The organism is Lysinibacillus fusiformis (assembly GCF_002845985.1).
GTDB lineage: Bacteria > Bacillota > Bacilli > Bacillales_A > Planococcaceae > Lysinibacillus > Lysinibacillus fusiformis_D.
Window position 1 is genome coordinate 20,864 of record NZ_PDFK01000013.1, and the last position, 17,699, is coordinate 38,562.

General features: G+C 37.3%; 10 protein-coding genes and 1 riboswitch. Of the genes, 5 read left to right on the forward strand and 5 right to left on the reverse strand.

Annotation, left to right across the window (positions count from 1 at the left end):
* Positions 1 to 474: 474 nt before the first annotated feature.
* On the reverse strand, positions 475 to 3,444 hold the full coding sequence (locus CRI88_RS21970; RefSeq protein WP_180957840.1) for a hybrid sensor histidine kinase/response regulator: 2,970 nt from the start codon (positions 3,442 to 3,444) through the stop codon (positions 475 to 477).
* Between the two features lie 211 nt (positions 3,445 to 3,655).
* Here CRI88_RS21970 and CRI88_RS21975 point away from each other — a divergent pair, with 211 nt between their 5' ends.
* The 4 genes from CRI88_RS21975 to thiC all read left to right on the forward strand — a co-directional run bounded on the left by CRI88_RS21975 (position 3,656) and on the right by thiC (position 10,287).
* Positions 3,656 to 4,816: a response regulator gene (locus CRI88_RS21975; RefSeq protein WP_036125634.1), complete on the forward strand. Its 1,161-nt coding sequence runs from the start codon at positions 3,656 to 3,658 to the stop codon at positions 4,814 to 4,816.
* Between the two features lie 210 nt (positions 4,817 to 5,026).
* A complete protein-coding gene (locus tag CRI88_RS21980; RefSeq protein ID WP_058845295.1) occupies positions 5,027 to 7,129 on the forward strand; it encodes a methyl-accepting chemotaxis protein in 2,103 nt (700 codons plus the stop codon).
* Positions 7,130 to 7,240: 111 nt separating this feature from the next.
* Positions 7,241 to 8,170 carry an AEC family transporter gene (locus CRI88_RS21985; RefSeq protein ID WP_036125640.1) on the forward strand — a complete coding sequence of 310 codons (930 nt, stop codon included), beginning with the start codon at positions 7,241 to 7,243 and terminating at the stop codon, positions 8,168 to 8,170.
* Between the two features lie 78 nt (positions 8,171 to 8,248).
* A riboswitch (TPP riboswitch) is annotated at positions 8,249 to 8,363 on the forward strand.
* A gap of 145 nt (positions 8,364 to 8,508) precedes the next feature.
* The gene (thiC, locus tag CRI88_RS21990) at positions 8,509 to 10,287 is read left to right on the forward strand and encodes a phosphomethylpyrimidine synthase ThiC (protein ID WP_101967041.1); all 1,779 of its coding nucleotides are present in this window, start codon (positions 8,509 to 8,511) and stop codon (positions 10,285 to 10,287) included.
* 438 nt (positions 10,288 to 10,725) lie between these two features.
* Here thiC and CRI88_RS21995 read toward each other — a convergent pair whose 3' ends face one another.
* Both CRI88_RS21995 and CRI88_RS22000 read right to left on the reverse strand, forming a co-directional pair.
* Complete coding sequence (locus tag CRI88_RS21995) at positions 10,726 to 11,580, reverse strand: IS3 family transposase (RefSeq protein ID WP_145991340.1); 855 nt, start codon at positions 11,578 to 11,580, stop codon at positions 10,726 to 10,728.
* Positions 11,565 to 12,071, reverse strand: coding sequence for a helix-turn-helix domain-containing protein (locus CRI88_RS22000; RefSeq protein WP_180957841.1), 507 nt, complete (start codon positions 12,069 to 12,071; stop codon positions 11,565 to 11,567). The genes CRI88_RS21995 and CRI88_RS22000 overlap by 16 nt, the downstream gene beginning before the upstream one ends.
* A 486-nt stretch (positions 12,072 to 12,557) precedes the next feature.
* On the opposite strand from CRI88_RS22000, the gene CRI88_RS22005 reads away from it, so the two are divergent.
* Positions 12,558 to 13,907: an IS1182-like element ISBsp5 family transposase gene (locus tag CRI88_RS22005; protein ID WP_101967043.1), complete on the forward strand. Its 1,350-nt coding sequence runs from the start codon at positions 12,558 to 12,560 to the stop codon at positions 13,905 to 13,907.
* Positions 13,908 to 14,151: 244 nt separating this feature from the next.
* Here the strand turns inward: CRI88_RS22005 and CRI88_RS22010 are convergent, their stop codons facing one another.
* Both CRI88_RS22010 and CRI88_RS22015 read right to left on the reverse strand, forming a co-directional pair.
* Positions 14,152 to 15,657, reverse strand: coding sequence for a catalase (locus tag CRI88_RS22010; protein ID WP_036125644.1), 1,506 nt, complete (start codon positions 15,655 to 15,657; stop codon positions 14,152 to 14,154).
* Between the two features lie 310 nt (positions 15,658 to 15,967).
* Positions 15,968 to 17,422 carry a helix-turn-helix domain-containing protein gene (locus tag CRI88_RS22015; RefSeq protein WP_101967044.1) on the reverse strand — a complete coding sequence of 485 codons (1,455 nt, stop codon included), beginning with the start codon at positions 17,420 to 17,422 and terminating at the stop codon, positions 15,968 to 15,970.
* Positions 17,423 to 17,699: the final 277 nt, after the last annotated feature.

A 17,699-nucleotide genomic window follows, 5' to 3' on the forward strand; every position in this document is an offset into this window, starting at 1 on the left:
ATCACTAGGTACTGTTCAAAAGAAGAAAATGAACAATTCATCAAAGTATTATGTTGTAACAGGTACATAAGAAAATCGACAAATTGCTGAAAATATTCATGATGTGATGAAGTATTAATTTGGGTGGTATGTAGACATTGAACAGATTAATAGTAGATGGAGAGCCAAGAAGGGAACGGTTACAAGCAAACTAAGCAGAAAAGAAAATTAAGCAGCTGAACAGTCAAAAGTTACGAATGTGATACGTGAATAATTCAAGGATGTTCAGGATTTGTTCAGTACCATGTAGTAAGCTATTTTATGTAATCTTGTCAATGTCTTAAACTTTAAGCAAACCAAGAAAGACTAGGCTTCTTTTGTAAGCCTAGTCTTTTTTGTTCGTGCAATGGATAGGATTTCTGGAAGAGATGAATAGAGCTCATAAAGTGATGGATTCACCTTCCAAACTGACGGTTAGAACGACATCATTCGCCTTTAAGTTTTTGGAATGGAGAAGGAGATGGTTGTGCCTTGATCAATGACACTGTTTATCGTTAATTCCACGCCAAATAATTGCTTTAGACGTTGTTCCGTATTGACAAGACCTACGCTTGTTTTCTTTTCAGGTATCCTATGTTCAAAGCCAACACCGTTATCAGAAATGGCTATTGTAAAAAGCTTCTCCATCTCTTTGATGCAGATGGTCACAGTACCACCCTCTCGACGAGGTAAAATACCATGCTGGATAGCATTTTCGACCAAGGTTTGTAACGACAGTGGAGGAACAAACAGACTCATCTGATTAGGAATATTCCACACAACTCGTATCCTGTCACCAAAGCGAATTTGTTCAATTGCAATATAGGCGCGTACAAGCTTTAATTCATAGTCGATAGGCACGACTAAATCGACATTTTGGAAATCGAAACTCATTTGTAGGTAATCACTAAAGGCCAGTAGTAATTCCTCCATTTTTTCATCATCTACTCCATTTAAAGAAATAATAGAATTCAGTGTATTGAAGAAAAAGTGAGGTTGAATTTGTGCTTGGAGCCATGCAGCTTCAATGCGAAGACGTTCCTCACTAGATTGCTTCATCTGAATGAGTGCTTGAACACGTGATTTAAGCTCCATGTATTCCATTGGTTTCCTAATGTAGTCATTTGCTCCACTTAAAAAGGCGAGTCGAATATCTTCACTTTGCTGTCGAGCTGTTAAAAATAATATGGGCAGCTCTGAAATTGAGAATTTTTCACGAATGTACTTTGCCAATTCATAGCCAGACATATGCGGCATCATAATGTCGGAAATAACTAAATCAAAGCTACTCTCTTGTAGTTTTCTAAGAGCTTCGGTCCCACTTAAAGCTGTTTCAATTTCAAAGGGTTCAGTCGAAAATGCATTCACGAGAACTTGTAAGTTTACAGCATCATCATCCACGACAAGAATTCTTGCCTGACTGGTCACCAAAGTAGTTTCTTCAGTGGAAGCGGCAAAGCTTTCTTTCATTTGCGATAAATCATTTAACAATGACGTAAATTTTAATAATGTTGTATCCATTTCAGTATTGGAGTCACTGTATTCCACTGTTTGTGTCTTTGCTATGGGTAAGGAAAACGTAAAGGATGAGCCTTCCCCAAGAGTGGAAGTCAACGATATTGTCCCACCGTGCAAAGATATAAGCTCTTGGCAAATACTTAAGCCTAATCCGAGGCCCCCACTTACCGACGTCATTGTTGAATCAACTTGCTCATAAGGGTCAAATATTCTTTCTTGCATATCCTTTTCAATGCCAATTCCTGTATCTGTAACGGAAATATATAATTTTTTACCAACCACTTCGGCATCAATCGTAATGGAGCCCTGCTCTGTAAATTTAATGGCATTATGAATTAGGTTGGAAAAAATTTGAATTAATCGTGTCTCATCTGCTAACACAAAAGGTGAATTAGTAGGTATCCGTATGATAAGCTCAATTGGTTTTCCTTTCAGCATAAAACGAAACATATTGCTAACCCCACTTGCGAGATTATAAGCATTCAAAGGTTTGGGCTGCAGTCGAAGCGTTTTTTCTTTTAGCTTTACTAGATCTAATAAATCATCTAGCATATGGGTCATGTGATTGCCGATTCTTACCAATAGTTTTAAATCACTTTGATCTTCTTTAGTTTCCTGTTTTGCTAACAAAGTTTGGGCGATGCTCATCATGCCGTGCAAAGGGTTTCGCAGCTCATGAGAGGTATTTGCTAGAAAATCATCCTTTGTACTTATTTCTTTTTGTAATTTCACAGAAAGCTTTTCAGTTTGTAAGGTTGATTGAAAATAGCGTGTAAACCAAAATGCGGATAATGCCGTTATACCAATTAATAAATCAAAAGGATAATGACTATAAGGTAGTGTAGCATTTTGTCTTATAGAGAAAAATAATGAATTAGTGACTACTGCTGTCCCTGTTAATAATAAAAATATTACGCCTTTTTGACCTTTTATCACGATAGACAATGTGAAAATCGTTATAATAATAGGCGAGACGATGAAAAGTATTATGAATATCATTTTTGTTTTAAAAATGTATTCTATCGGGGTTACTACAATAAATAATAAATAGGTAGCACACAGCAAAGGAACAATCGTTAATATTTTAGGCTTAGCGTATTCCTTCATCAATTCACGTAGGAACAAAACGAAAAACATCATATTGTTAATATAAGAAAAATAAAATAATTTGTTTGCCCAAATCCAATTGATAGGTATGTAGCTAAATAAAATTTTATTGCTAGAAACGAGTACGGTTACACAGGTTGAAACAATAATCAAGGCAAAATAAAGAAGAGATTTATCCCGAATACCGATAATCCAAAGTAGAATCGTAAATAATAGATAAAAAATAAAGACTAAGCAAACCGCCATTTGAGTTGTAATGGAAAAGGTTTTTGATTGTTCCATAGAGTGCAAATCGCCAAAAATAATTTCTTTTTGAAACCCGCCTTGTACATATGGGTTTGTTTGAACACCTTGGATAATAATTTCGCTTTCATTAGTATTAAGCGTAAAATAATGGGTTACAGGTCTGCCAATAGGAGCCGTTTGAGTATAATCCGCTGTAAGATTCCCTAGTCCACCAATGAATTGACCATCTATGTAAAGCTCATAGGGAGCTAAACCTTCAGGAATCGTAATGCCATACATCTGAGGTGCAGTGTGTTCTTTGAGAATTTTTAAACGATAAGAACCATAATGAACCTCATCATTATGTTGAAAATACTGATCCCAAGATTCTGGTTGATTTGTATAAACTTTATGTTGTTCCACTGATTGGGTATTTTCTGAAGCGAGAAGGATATTAGGGTAGAATTCCCATTCCTTTTGTAGCTTAATTATAAAATTATGGCTTGTATCAATATTTCTTAAATTAACAGTCCCTTGGATAGCATCGATCCCTGTTGAAATATTTGTGAAATTCATCCAAGTGAAGCGTATCAAAGTTAGAAAACAAAAGAATAACCAGGCAATTAGAAAAATAGTAAAATTTTTGGAAAGTATTTTCTTTTTCATCATAAATAATAGATTTCAACAAATAGAGTTATTTCTCCTTCAAAAGTAATGGTTATTCTATCAATTCTTTTAATAATTATACGATAATAAGTAAAGGAATAGTTTTTTAGGAGGGGTCAATGTGAGAATCGTGCTAGTAGATGATGAAATTTTACCATTAACGAGACTGAAAACCTTACTTGAAAAAAGTAATGTCCCGGAAATTGAAATAGTAGGAGAATACACCGATTCTCTAAAAGCAATTGAAGAGATCCAAACGCTACAGCCAAATGCTGTATTTTTAGATATCGTGATGCCTGATTTGGATGGTTTAGCATTAGGGGAAAAAATTCAAGAGTTATTGCCCGATGTAGAAATCGTTTTTACAACAGGGTTTGATCAATACGCAATAGATGCATTTAATCTACATGCTATTGATTACTTATTAAAGCCTGTACAAAATGTTCGTTTAGAAAAGACCTTAGAACGTCTAGAACACATAAATAATAAACATAAAAAAGTTCCGCCTAAACATACAATTATTAAGCTTTTTGGCGGTCTTAATGTTGTTACACCAGATGGTCATACACAGCTCATGAAATGGCGTACATCTAAAGCCAAAGAGCTATTTGCCTTCATGCTAAATCACCGTGATGAAATGATTTATCGTGATACGATTTTAGAATTATTTTGGCCGGAGTCTGATATCGATAAAGCATCTAAACAGCTTTATACAGCTATCTATACAATCCGTCAAACATTAAAAAATTATGGAATGGATGGTGTGCAAATTTCAAGCCCTTTGCTGAATTCTGGCTATAAGCTCTTAGTTGAAAATGTTGTAGTGGATGTAGAACAGTGGCTGTCCTGTTTAAAATCATTACCCCCATTACAAGAGACATCAGTTGATGAACATGAAAAAGTATTCCAAATGTATACAGGTGATTATTTAGGAGATTGCGATTATCTATGGGCGGAAAGTGAGCGAGAGCGCTTAAGGAGATTGTGGTTACACCATGCTCATCAGCTAAGCGAGTTTTACATAAAAAATGAGAACTACATGGCTGCAGTAAAGGTACAGGAAAAAGTCCAGGCACTTTTTTCTGATGCAGAGGAAAACTACTTCACTTTAATGAAGCTATACGATCTTCTAAATAATACAGCTGCTGTTGAGGAGCAATACTGGTTATTAAAAAAAATGCTTCAGGAGCATTTGGCAGTGGAACCAAGCGAGGAAATTGAGAGTTGGTATGAAAGCTGGAAACAAGCAAATGCTATGCCTCATGCTCAAACCTTTAGTTAAACTACATGATTTTGTTATGAAAGGCTCTGTCATAGACAGAGCTTTTTGTTTTTAATAGTTCATAAGACCCTTATTAAAAAATGTATATTGGTTGTAGATTTGTCCGTATTTCTCTCTATAACTCTGTAAAATTCTACTTTATTCGCTAAATATTTTATTGTGATACAACCTTTCATCCTTTATCATTATTATAAAAGTGGGGTGTTAGTTATGAAAAAATCTAAAGGTATTGCATTAAAACTATCTTCCCTAATTATAGGATTATTTCTAGTTTTATTTTTATCCTATACAGTGACAACGGGAATTATTATAAAAAATCAAAGTGTGGAAGACTCAGAATATGCAACGGTGCAGGCTGCTGAATCTTCGGCTGCTATTATGAGTGAACGTTTCAAGAAAGCAAATACGGCATTGCAAACAACAAAGCAAATCATTGAAAGCATGCAGAAGAATAATGCTTTATCTTCCAAGGGTGTCTTAGACATTATGGAAAATAATCTAGCTAACAATGATGATTTACTTGGTGTTGGAGCAATCTTTGAGCAGGGTTCTATTATGTTAGATGCAAATGCAGAGGCTACTTTAGTCGATTCCAAAAAACGTTTTGGACCATACCTAAGCAAAGATGATAATAAGATCAGCACCACTTTAATTGAAGGGGTCGATGATAAAAGTGTTTCTGAATGGTACTGGGTGCCAAAAGAAGACGGACGCGCAGTTTTAACGGAGCCGTATGATTACAATGTAAATGGAAAGAACGTATTAATGACAACCATTTCAGTGCCGTTAGTCAATGCTTCTGGATCGTTTTTTGGTGTATTGACGGCGGATGTATCGATAGATTTTTTAAATGGATTAACAGAATCTGTTGCACCAGAGGGTGGTTATGCGGGCATTATTACGAATAAGGGTGTACTGACAGCCAACAGTTTTGGTGAAGAGCTAGATGGGCGCAATATGCAAGAGGACCCAGCTTGGACAAGTATTAGTAAGACCATGGAAAATGATGAGCTTACAAGTATGTACGTTGATTCTAACCAGTTTAAGGAAAAGGCATTTAATGTATTTGCCCCAATGATTTTAGAGGATATTGACGAGACGTGGACTGTTCAAATTGTATTGCCTGAATCAAAAATTCTAGAGACATACAACCACGTCTTTGTATTTACAATTATTTCTTCTATTATTATGGTTGTTTTGATGACAGTTGCAAGTGTGCTATTCATTTACAAACAGTTAAAGCCACTCCAATTTTTGCGTGCATCCATTGAAACAGCTGCAGAAGGGGATTTAACACAAAGAGTAGAGGAGAAATATATTAAGTCTGATGAGATTGGTGCAGTTGCACTGGCTTATAATAATATGCTGGATAAAACCAATAGTGCAATACAAACAGTGCTAAATTCTACGACATTGTTGAACCAATCTTCTAATCAAGTGCATGAGGTCTTTAATGAAATAGTAGCTTCAAGTCAAGAGGTTTCAGTAGCAATCAATGAAATTGCACAAGGTGCATCGAAGCAATCAGAGGATACTGAAGAAACCAATTATCGAATGATGGATCTATCTGATCAGATTGATGCCATTACGTCACTATCCAATGAGATGGATGAGCTATCTCATCAAACAAGTGCAACGACAGAAAAGGGATTGCATGAGGTTAATAGTTTACGTGAACATAATATAGAAACCAATGAGATGAATGGGCGTATTCAACAGCAAATGGAATCATTAGCTTCTAACATTGCCAATATTAATCAAATCATCGCTTCTATTCAAAGCATTACAGAGCAAACGAATCTGTTAGCTTTAAATGCAAGTATTGAGGCAGCTCGTGCTGGCGAACATGGAAAAGGGTTTGCGGTAGTAGCAGAGGAAGTAAGAAAGCTAGCAGAGCAATCTAAAAATGAAACAGAAATTATTAAGAGTACGGTAGAAAGTATTCTCGAAAATTCCCAACAGACAGTAGCTGTTATTGCTTCGAATGCAGATTTAATGCATTCTCAAAATGAGTCCGTACAAAGCACACAAATGGCCTTTAAAGATAGCAGTGACTTGTCACGTTCAATTGCAGCTTCCATTAGTGAACTAATGAGTAAGTTATCTAGTATGTTAGAGCATAAAAATCAAGCAATTATGGCTATTCAAAGTATATCTGCTATTTCAGAGGAAACAGCTGCCTCTGCTGAACAAGTAAGTGCTTCTGCAATGGATCAACAAGCAGAGTTACAAAAAGTAGCAGAGTCTATTCAAAATATGAATGATATATCAAATGAACTGCAAGAAGTCGTAAATCGATTTAAGCTAGCGTAAAGAAAAAGGCTGCCTAAAATATATAGGCAGTCTTTCTTAATGGTGAAGGGAAGAGACATTGACCTGTTAGCCATTCAGCACTACTATAATGAAGGGAAGGGGGTCATCAATATGATGTATCTCGGAATGATTTTCTTTCAAATTGTTGCACCTATTTTAGTGTTGCTTGTACTTGGCGCTATACTACAAAAGAAATTTCGTTTTAACTTAAAAGCATTGTCTCAGCTTATTACATATTGCTTTATGCCAGCCGCTGTTTTTGTGAATTTATATGAAACACGTGTAGAGCTGTCTGTTCTGGGAGAAGTCGGGTTATTTATTGTGCTTTTTATTGGAAGTCAAATGATACTCAGTCATTTTTTAGCGAAAGGGCTTGGTTTGGCCAAAACGGAGGCAGCCGTCTTTAAAAATAGTGTTGTGCTCATTAACTCTGGAAATTATGGTATTCCAGTGGCCCAAATGATTTTTGTAACACAACCTATTGGTGTAGCCATTCAGGTCATGCTCGTTATATTTCAAAATATGACAACTTATACATATGGTTTGTACAATTTAATTTCCTCTACGAAATCGGGTATGACAATCATCAAAGATTTCTTTAAAATGCCCATTATTCATGCGCTAATTATTGGTGTCGCTATGAACTATTTTAATATTGGTATACCGCAGTTTATCAAAATACCTGTAGAGCATGTCGCAGATGGATTTATTGCTGTAGCCTTAATTACATTAGGCGCACAATTATCACAGCTTGAAATCAAATCTATGTTTAATAAAACTGTTTTTGTTAGCTGTTTTACAAGATTAGTTATCGGACCAGCTGTAGCATTGGTCATTATTTATGTATTGGGGTTAGATGGAGTTGTCGCACAATCTCTGTTTATAGCCAGTGCCTTCCCAACATCTCGCAATAGCTCTAGTCTAGCATTAGAATACGATGTGGAATCAGCTACAGCTGCGCAAACTGTTTTATTTTCAACCATTGTGAGCTGTCTAACAGTAACGATCGTGATTTATCTTGCGGAAGTATTATTTACTTAGTTGGATGAAAATTTTAAAATATTGAATGGAAAACTTCCATCTCTTAGAAATATCTGCTACACTAGCATCAAACTAAATAGTATTAACTAGGGGAGTCTGATGAGTCAGGCTGAGAGGGAAACGCTTAGAAGTTTCTTGACCCTTTGGACCTGATCTGGCTCATACCAGCGTGGGAAAGTTAAGAAGCTATTGCATCGTATGTCGTGTGCAATTACTAGACCTTTACATTCATGGCCGGATCCAAAAAAATATTTTGGATTCGGCCTTTCTTTATTTGTTGGAGTGAGCTAGATTTTCGGTCCTTGTATCAAATTACATTTAAGGGAGAGAAGTAGCTCATGTCAGTAGTTAGTGAAAAGAACATTACGATTATGTCTAGCTTTGAAGGAAGCAAAAAAGTGTATGTGGAAGGATCACGTCCAGATATTTTAGTACCTATGCGTGAAATCGCATTAAGCCCAACGACTGGTAGCTTTGGGGATGAAAAAAATGCCCCTATTCGAGTATATGATACGAGTGGTCCATACACAGATCCGAATTATCACATTGATATTACAAAGGGTCTGCCTACTTTGCGACGTGCATGGATAGAAGAAAGAGGAGATGTTGAGGAATATGAGGGGCGTACGATTAAACCTGAGGATAACGGTTTTCGTCGTGTTGATGATCCGCGCATTCAAGAAAATGTTTTCCCTGAATTGGAGCGGAAGCCTTTACGTGCAAAAAGGGGTAAAAATGTAACACAGCTTCACTATGCACGAAATGGAATGATAACGCCGGAAATGGAGTTTGTGGCGATACGTGAAAACATGGATCCTGAATTTGTTCGTTCAGAAATTGCAGCAGGTCGGGCTATTATGCCTTCTAATATTAATCACCCTGAGGCAGAGCCGATGATTATTGGTCGTAACTTCCATGTGAAAATCAATGCAAACATTGGAAATTCCGCGGTGTCGTCGTCAATAGCAGAAGAAGTTGAGAAAATGACATGGGCTACACGCTGGGGTGCCGATAATATTATGGATCTCTCGACTGGTAAACATATTCATACAACGAGAGAATGGATTATTCGAAATGCTGCAGTGCCAGTGGGAACGGTGCCCATTTATCAGGCTTTAGAAAAAGTAAATGGCATAGCCGAGGATTTAACGTGGGAAGTTTATCGTGATACGCTCATTGAGCAAGCAGAGCAGGGGGTTGATTATTTCACGATACATGCGGGTGTTCTTTTACGCTATGTACCTCTTACAGCAAATCGTGTAACAGGCATTGTGTCACGTGGTGGTTCAATTATGGCACAGTGGTGTTTATTTCATCATCAAGAGAATTTCCTTTATACACATTTTGAGGAAATCTGTGAAATTATGAAGACATATGATATTGCTTTTTCTTTAGGAGATGGCTTACGCCCAGGTTCCATTGCAGATGCCAATGATGAGGCCCAATTTGCAGAGCTTGAAACGCTTGGTGAATTAACACAAATCGCTTGGAAGCATGATGTTCAGGTGATGGTAGAGGGGCCAGGTCATGTACCGATGCATTTGATAAAGGAGAATATGGACAAGCAATTAGAAGTTTGTAAGGAAGCGCCTTTCTATACATTGGGCCCATTAACAACAGATATTGCGCCAGGATATGACCATATTACCTCAGCTATTGGTGCAGCGATGATTGGCTGGTTTGGTACAGCGATGCTCTGCTATGTGACACCGAAGGAGCATCTTGGCTTACCTAATCGTGAGGATGTTCGAGTAGGAGTTATTACTTATAAGATTGCTGCCCATGCAGCTGATTTAGCGAAAGGACACCCAGGTGCACAACAACGGGATGATGCATTGTCAAAAGCACGCTTTGAATTCCGCTGGCGTGATCAATTCAATCTATCATTAGATCCAGAACGTGCGGTTGAATATCATGACGAAACGCTTCCAGCAGAGGGGGCAAAAACAGCGCACTTTTGCTCAATGTGTGGCCCTAAATTCTGTAGTATGAGAATCTCACAGGATATTCGTAATTATGCTAAAGAAAAAGATTTAAATACGACTGAAGCTATTCATCAAGGTATGCAGGAAAAGGCAGAGGAGTTTAAAAAAGCGGGGAGTCAGATTTATCAATAATGAAGGAAGGCTTATGTCAAAGTATAGACATAAGCCTTTCATGTTGTTGAAAAAAGATGATGTCAACGGCAGAAAAAGCAAATTTGCAAGGTGAGAGGTTGATTTCCGTTCCGCCAGCGCCCTTTCCAGGGGGCGTCCGATGAGCCACTTCACTCACTTACGCTCGCTCCACTCCAATCAACCATTCTGCAAAGTGTCTTTACTTTTTTTCATAGTAGTATAGCGATCAAATAGCCCATTATCTGTATTCTTAGAGGGGATAGGCTCTTATTTTCAATATGGAGAAGTGATGAATGACAATCATCCTCCATAAAATAAGTAGCAAAAACCTTCACTTTATTTGAAAACCTTTGCTAAAAAGGTACCATTTTTGTGGGTTGGAGTGGAAGACTACTTGACTCCCGTGGGAGAGTGAACTGACCCCAAAAATTTGAACTTTTAAGAAACTCTTCGAAACTCAACTGGACTTTTTCCGTTGAGTTTTATTTTTATCCGTTCATGATTGTAGTAGTGGATATAGTCTACTAACGCTTTTTTGAATGCTTCGTAGTTCTTAAACGTTGTTGCGTATAGAAATTCTGATTTCATAATGCCAAAAAAGCTTTCTATCACGGCATTATCTAAACAATTTCCTTTCCGTGACATACTTTGCTTGATTTCATGTGTTGCCAATAACGCTTTAAAACGTGGTATTTGATATAACCATCCTTGATCAGAATGGACGATTAAGCCACTCTTTTTCGATAACTTTGTATACGTAAACGCCTTCTTAAAAGACTGTTGAACTAACTCAAAATTAGGTGATTTTGATACCTCATACCCAACGATTTCTCGATTGAATAAATCTAATACAGCGGATATATAGATTTTTTGACCGTTTATTTTAAACTCCGTTACATCGGTTACCCATTTCTGATTGGGTGCAGTGGCTTCAAAATCACGTTGGATGACATTCTCTGCGACATAGCCGACTGTCCCTTTATACGAACGGTATTTTTTAGGGCGTACCGTCCCTTTTAAGCCCAATTCTTGCATCAATCGTTGGACCGTTTTATGGTTGATGAAAAACCCTTCATTTCGGAGGGCTAAACAAATACGACGATAGCCATAACGCCCCTTATGGTAATGAAAAAGCGTCTGAATTCGTTCTTTGATCGCCTGATATTTATCTGGTTTTACCCATTTTTGGAGATGATAATAATACGTACTTTTCTTAAGTTTCGCGACTTTTAATAGAGCTTGAAGAGGAAAATCCAACCTTAGCTCATCAACAGCTCTTACTTTTTCTTGGATTTGAAGGCATCCTTTTCTTGAACTAAGGCTTTCAACTTTTTTAAATAGGCATTTTCCATCCGTAAATACTCAATTTCCGCTTTTAACTCATCCGTTGTTTTTCCATTTAAATCAGACGAAGGTGGTTGTTTTTTTGGCATTGATTGGCGCTCCTTTTCTACTTGATAGAGCACCTCACCAGCCGTTGACATCCATTGTTTTTTCCATCTCCGAATGGTTTCACGGGAAGGAATATTAAACTTCGCAGCAGTCTGAAGGAGCGAATCGCCCGTCTCTATCAGGTGTTGAATTACTTTTATTTTAAAAGAATCTTCGTAATTCGTGAACCCTTGAGGACGAATAATTCCTTCGATGCCATGATAGCGATATAATTCAATCCATAATCGAATGTACTGTCGATCCCTCTGTAATCGATTGGCAATCTGATACGTACTTTCTTTTTCTTCAAAGTAAGCTAGAACTGCGGCTAATTTTTGTTCATCAGAAATCACTACCTGCACCCCCTATAGTACATTTTTAAGTCCAATATTTTGGGTGCAGCTCAGAGCGAGACAGGCGAGCCCCTGCACGGAGCGGTAGCGGAGGAAGCGGCTCGGCGCTCGCCCACAGGAAAGCAAGTAGCCTGCAACGGAAATCCATTTCTCCCTTTCAATTGACTGTTTTGTTTTTCAACACTAAGGAAGGCTTATGTCAAAGTATAGACATAAGCCTTCAGACTGTAGACAAACTCGATGAATTTTGAGTTTGCCTACAGTCTTTTTTCTTTTACAATAAAATAAAGTAAAGCCGTTGATTTCCACTACGGGCGGACGCTTTCCGCGGGCGGGGTCGAGCTGCTTCCCTCGCTTCGCTCAGTCCAGGATCTCGACTTTCCCGCTTTTCCCGCAGGAGTCGCCGCCCTTCGTTCCAATCAACTTCTACATAAAGTACTCTATCTACATAGGGTGTTGAAAAGTAAACTTTTGAGGTGATGAAGCATGATGACGAAGAATCAAACCAATGAACGTGAACAATTAGAAATGTTAACGATTGATCAATTAGTTCCCCAAGATCATTTAGTACGAAAACTAGAGGCGGCTATTGATTTTTCATTTATCTATCCTTTAGTAGAAAACCTCTACTCTGCTAAAGGACGCCCTAGTATTGATCCTGTTGTTCTCTTTAAAATGACGTTTATTCAGTACGTTTTTGGTATACGGTCCATGCGTCAAACCATCAAAGAAATTGAAACCAATATGGCGTATCGTTGGTTTTTAGGATTTGGCTTCCATACAGAAGTTCCGCATTTCTCTACCTTTGGTAAAAATTATGTCCGTCGCTTTCAAGACACCGATATATTTGAGCAGATATTTTATCGTATATTAAAAGAGATTATGCATCAAGGACTCCTCCATGCAGACCATTTATTTATCGATTCTACGCATGTGAAAGCGAGTGCGAATAAACGAAAGTATGATAAAAAAGTTGTGCGAAAAGAAACACGGGCTTATGAAGAGAAGCTTCAATTAGAGTTAAATATTGATCGTGAGGAACACGGAAAAAAGCCCTTTTCCCCGGAGAAATTTGAAAAAGAAGAATGGAAAGAAATAAAGGAAAGCACGACAGATCCTGAAAGTGGATATTACGTGAAGGATGAACGTACAAAACAGTTTGCGTATTCTTTTCATGCAGCGACAGATGAAAAGGGCTTTGTCTTGGGTGCCATTGTGACTCCGGGAAATGTGCACGATAGTCATGTATTACAGCCACTTGTGGAAAGAGTCATTGAAAACGTTCAAAAACCATTAGCTGTTGCGGCAGATGCAGCCTATAAAACACCAGCGATTACGAACTTTTTGTTAGAGAATCAAATGTTGCCTGTTCTTCCGTATACACGTCCTAAAACGAAAGATGGATTCTTCCGAAAGCACGAGTATACATATGACGAGCACTATAATTGTTATCTTTGCCCACAAGGGCAGATATTGAAGTATGCGACAACGACGAAGGAAGGATATCGCCAATATAAATCGAATCCTTTGATTTGTGCGAAGTGTCCAAGCCTTTCCCAATGTACAGAAAGTAAGCATCATCAAAAACTCATTCAACGCCATATTTGGGAGTCATATGTGGAGGAAGCTGAACATTTACGCCATTCCTATGACATCAAACAGATTTATGCAAAGCGCAAAGAAACGATTGAGCGTGTCTTTGCCGATGCAAAAGAAAAGCATGGTATGCGATGGACAACCTTAAGAGGTCTAAAAAAATTGTCCATGCAGGCGATGCTTACTTTTGCTGCCATGAATTTGAAGAAACTGGCTACTTGGACGTGGCAAGTAGCTTAAGAGAGCAACTATGCTCGAAGAGTATGTTGAATTTGGTAGTATATTACCAAATGTTAAAGATAAAATAGGAAGAAAAATGACAAAAACCATCGAGAGTGAACTTCTCGATGGGCTTTTGTCTACAGTCTGAAGGCTTATGTCAAAGTATAGACATAAGCCTTTTCTAATCATAAAAAAGCTCCATGTGAATGACAGATTCACATGGAGTAAAAGTTGAATTTGGATATCAATAATAAGTGGACTATTAAACGTTAGTTGGTTGTTTTACATATGGGTTTGTAAGGTCCATACCTTCTAACGAAAGACCCATCGCTTTTGCGACACCCTCACCATATGCTGGGTCAGCTAAATAGCAGTGAAGGATGTGACGGCGTTTGATGAATTCTTCAACAGAAGCCATATCATTCGCTGTATTTTCAAATAGACGTTGTTGCTCTTCTGTAGTCATTAAACGGAACAGTTTACCTGGTTGCTCAAAGTAATTGTTATCATCTTCACGGAAGTCGTGAATACCTGCATGACCATCAATGCGTAATTCAGGCTCTTTATGGTCTAGGTTATGCTCCCATTCACCATAGCTATTTGGTTCATAGCCTAATGTAGAACCGAGGTTGCCGTCAAAGCGCATTGCACCATCACGATGGAAGGTACGGAATGGACATTTCGGTGCGTTAACTGGCAGCATATAGTGGTTTACACCTAGGCGATAGCGTTGTGCATCTGCGTATGCAAAGATACGACCTTGTAACATTTTATCTGGTGAGAAGCTAATACCAGGAATAATGTTAGATGGTGCGAATGCAGCTTGTTCAACTTCTGCAAAGTAGTTATCCGGATTTTTATTTAACTCGAACTCACCGACAGGAATTAATGGGAAGTCTTTTTTATACCATACTTTTGTTAAGTCAAATGGGTTGTATGGAAGCTCACGAGCTTGCTCCTCTGTCATAACCTGAATATACATTTTCCATTTAGGGAAATCGCCTTTTTCAATAGCTTCATATAGATCACGTTGTGAAGATTCACGATCTTGACCGATAACTTCAGTAGCTTCAGCACCTGTTAAGTTTTTAATACCTTGCTCTGTACGGAAATGGAATTTAACCCATACACGCTCATTTTCAGCATTGATAAAGCTATACGTATGAGAACCAAATCCATGCATATTGCGGTAACCAGCTGGAATACCACGGTCAGACATTACAATTGTCACTTGGTGAAGCGCTTCAGGTAATAGAGTCCAGAAATCCCAGTTGGAGTTAGCGTTTTTCATATTTGTACGTGGATCACGTTTAACGACATGGTTTAAATCTGTAAAGTGTAATGGGTCGCGGAAGAAGAATACAGGTGTATTGTTCCCTACTAGATCCCAGTTTCCTTCTTCTGTATAGAATTTAAGGGCAAAGCCACGAATATCGCGCTCAGCATCTGCAGCACCACGCTCACCAGCAACTGTTGAGAAACGTGCGAACATTTCTGTTTTCTTGCCAATCTCTGAGAAAATTTTCGCTTTTGTATATTGAGTAATATCATGCGTTACAGTAAAAGTACCAAATGCACCTGAGCCTTTAGCGTGCATACGACGTTCAGGAATTACTTCACGGTTAAAATTTGCTAATTTTTCAACTAACCATACATCTTGAAGTAAAAGAGGACCACGTGGACCTGCTGACATAGAGTCATGGTTACTTACTACTGGAGCGCCACCTGCTGTTGTAAAACGACGGCTACGATCATTTGCGTTTGTCATATTAGTTTACCTCCTGAAAAAAATATAAGTCAAACTCTTCATCTATAACTATAACAAATATAAAATAGAATTGCTAGTACATTATAATTATTATCGTTAAAGAATTTTTATATTTAAAGATAAACTATAAATATATGCGAAGGAAAGGCGTTTTATACATAGTTTTCACCAGAAATTTCACTTTTCTAATCTCGTTTTTAAAAAATATTAGGTATGAAAATGACATGAATTTTAAGATAATGACTACATTGTAAAAACCTTTATTGAAAATAAAATGGACTAATTGAAAATTATTTCAATCAATTATCTTTTAGTTTTTTCGATATCGATTAGGCGTTATGCCGATTTGTTGTTTAAATATTTTAATGAAATAATTAGGATCATCAAAACCGTTTAAATGGGCAATTTCACTAATGGAAAAATCCGTTTCTAGCAGCATGTTAGTAGCATGATGAATTCTTATTTGCTGTAAATAGCGTTTAAATGGTAAGCCTTGCTTCTTTGAGAAAATGGTACTTAAATAATTTGGGCTGATTCCGAGCTTATGGGCGACGAAGGGCAGGGACAAGGAGCTATCATTAAATTGTTGATCAATTATTTCTAAAGCTAGTTCAACATAATCGGCTCGTTTCTCCATTCGAGCTTCCCGCGCTAATTCAATTAATGTTTGTGTGAAAGAAATAATGCCATTGAGAATTGTATAAAATATAGGATGTTCAATGATTAAGTGAAATAGCTGACGATAGCTTTGCTCGATAACTGCTTTTTCGTGTAATTTATATTTCAACATAAAGCGTCGAATTTGTGCTAGAACACTTGTTAAATGAATACGTAGATCATCTTGCTCATAATATATTCCCTCATTAGATAGCTGGTATAAAAATGTTTTAACGGCTTCAAGGTTTCCGTCTTCCAAACTACTGATTAACAATTGTTGCTCTTCTGGTGTTAATAAGGGATCAAAGGGCTGTGTTTCAATTTGTTTGCTTGCATAAAAAATATGACCAAAGCCTTCGTAAAAGCTTTGATGTAGTGCGCGCTTTGTTAATGTATACATGTTTTTGATGGTTGTCGGTGGCCCATCATAAATGCCAATATTTAAAGAACTATTACTAATTAACCGCCATTCCATCATAAGTGCACGGACATCCTTTTCTACCATCTTTATGTCACTTGTTTGAAAAAGGCATACAATTGTATTGGACAGAGGGTAGGTTTTCATATGGAAGTGGATAGGTGTTTGTTGTAGCCAATTGTAAAGCTTATTAAAAGTTTCGATATGTTCTGGCTCCATCATTGTGAAATGTATGGTCGTCTCAATTGAACTAGATTTGTTATCTAAAAATAATTGATAATAAAAGGAATCATTTGTAGTCTCCTGTGCATATTCCGTGACCTGTGGTGTGCGAAGAGAAATGGTTGTGAGCTTTTGTTTTAATAATTCTAAATCAATGGGTTTTACAAAGAGATGGGCCACTTGTAAATCTATTGCCTTCAATGCATTTTTAAATAAAGGTTCTGTCGTCATTGCAAGAATGGCACCAGATAGCTTTTGTAAATCCCGATAAAGAGCCGTTAAGCGATTATTAGGAAATAGATCGATATTTAACAGAATGGCGTCCGGTTCAAATAATCGAATTCTTTGGGGCACCTCTGAAATACTTGTGCACATTTCAATGAAGACGTCTCCAGGGAAATAGGTATGTAAAAACCACTTTATGCCTGCCAAGTCGGTAGGATCACGATCAATTAATAATAGCTTCATTACATCAACTCCTATAAAATATTCCAGTTTCATATAAAAATACGATTATATTATTAAAAATAACATAGGAATCTGAAAAAAATCTTCTTTTCTCTTTTAAAATTCTCTATATTCTGAAAAAAGTAGTGAGTACAATGTAAATAGAGTAATAAATCATCAGCAGAAACCACTTGTACAATGAAAACGCTTAAATGGAATTTAATGCTGAAGTTTTTAATATTACGACCAATAAATGAGGAGTTTTTATTTACATAGTTAGATAGGGAATAGGAGGATG

Coding starts and splice junctions, on each gene's coding strand:
- CRI88_RS21985 (WP_036125640.1), top strand. CDS start 7,241: ATGATGTATCTCGGAATGATTTTCTTTCAAATTGTTGCACCTATTTTA.
- CRI88_RS22015 (WP_101967044.1), bottom strand. CDS start 17,422: ATGAAGCTATTATTAATTGATCGTGATCCTACCGACTTGGCAGGCATA.
- thiC (WP_101967041.1), top strand. CDS start 8,509: ATGTCAGTAGTTAGTGAAAAGAACATTACGATTATGTCTAGCTTTGAA.
- CRI88_RS21970 (WP_180957840.1), bottom strand. CDS start 3,444: ATGAATTTCACAAATATTTCAACAGGGATCGATGCTATCCAAGGGACT.
- CRI88_RS22005 (WP_101967043.1), top strand. CDS start 12,558: ATGATGACGAAGAATCAAACCAATGAACGTGAACAATTAGAAATGTTA.
- CRI88_RS22010 (WP_036125644.1), bottom strand. CDS start 15,657: ATGACAAACGCAAATGATCGTAGCCGTCGTTTTACAACAGCAGGTGGC.
- CRI88_RS21980 (WP_058845295.1), top strand. CDS start 5,027: ATGAAAAAATCTAAAGGTATTGCATTAAAACTATCTTCCCTAATTATA.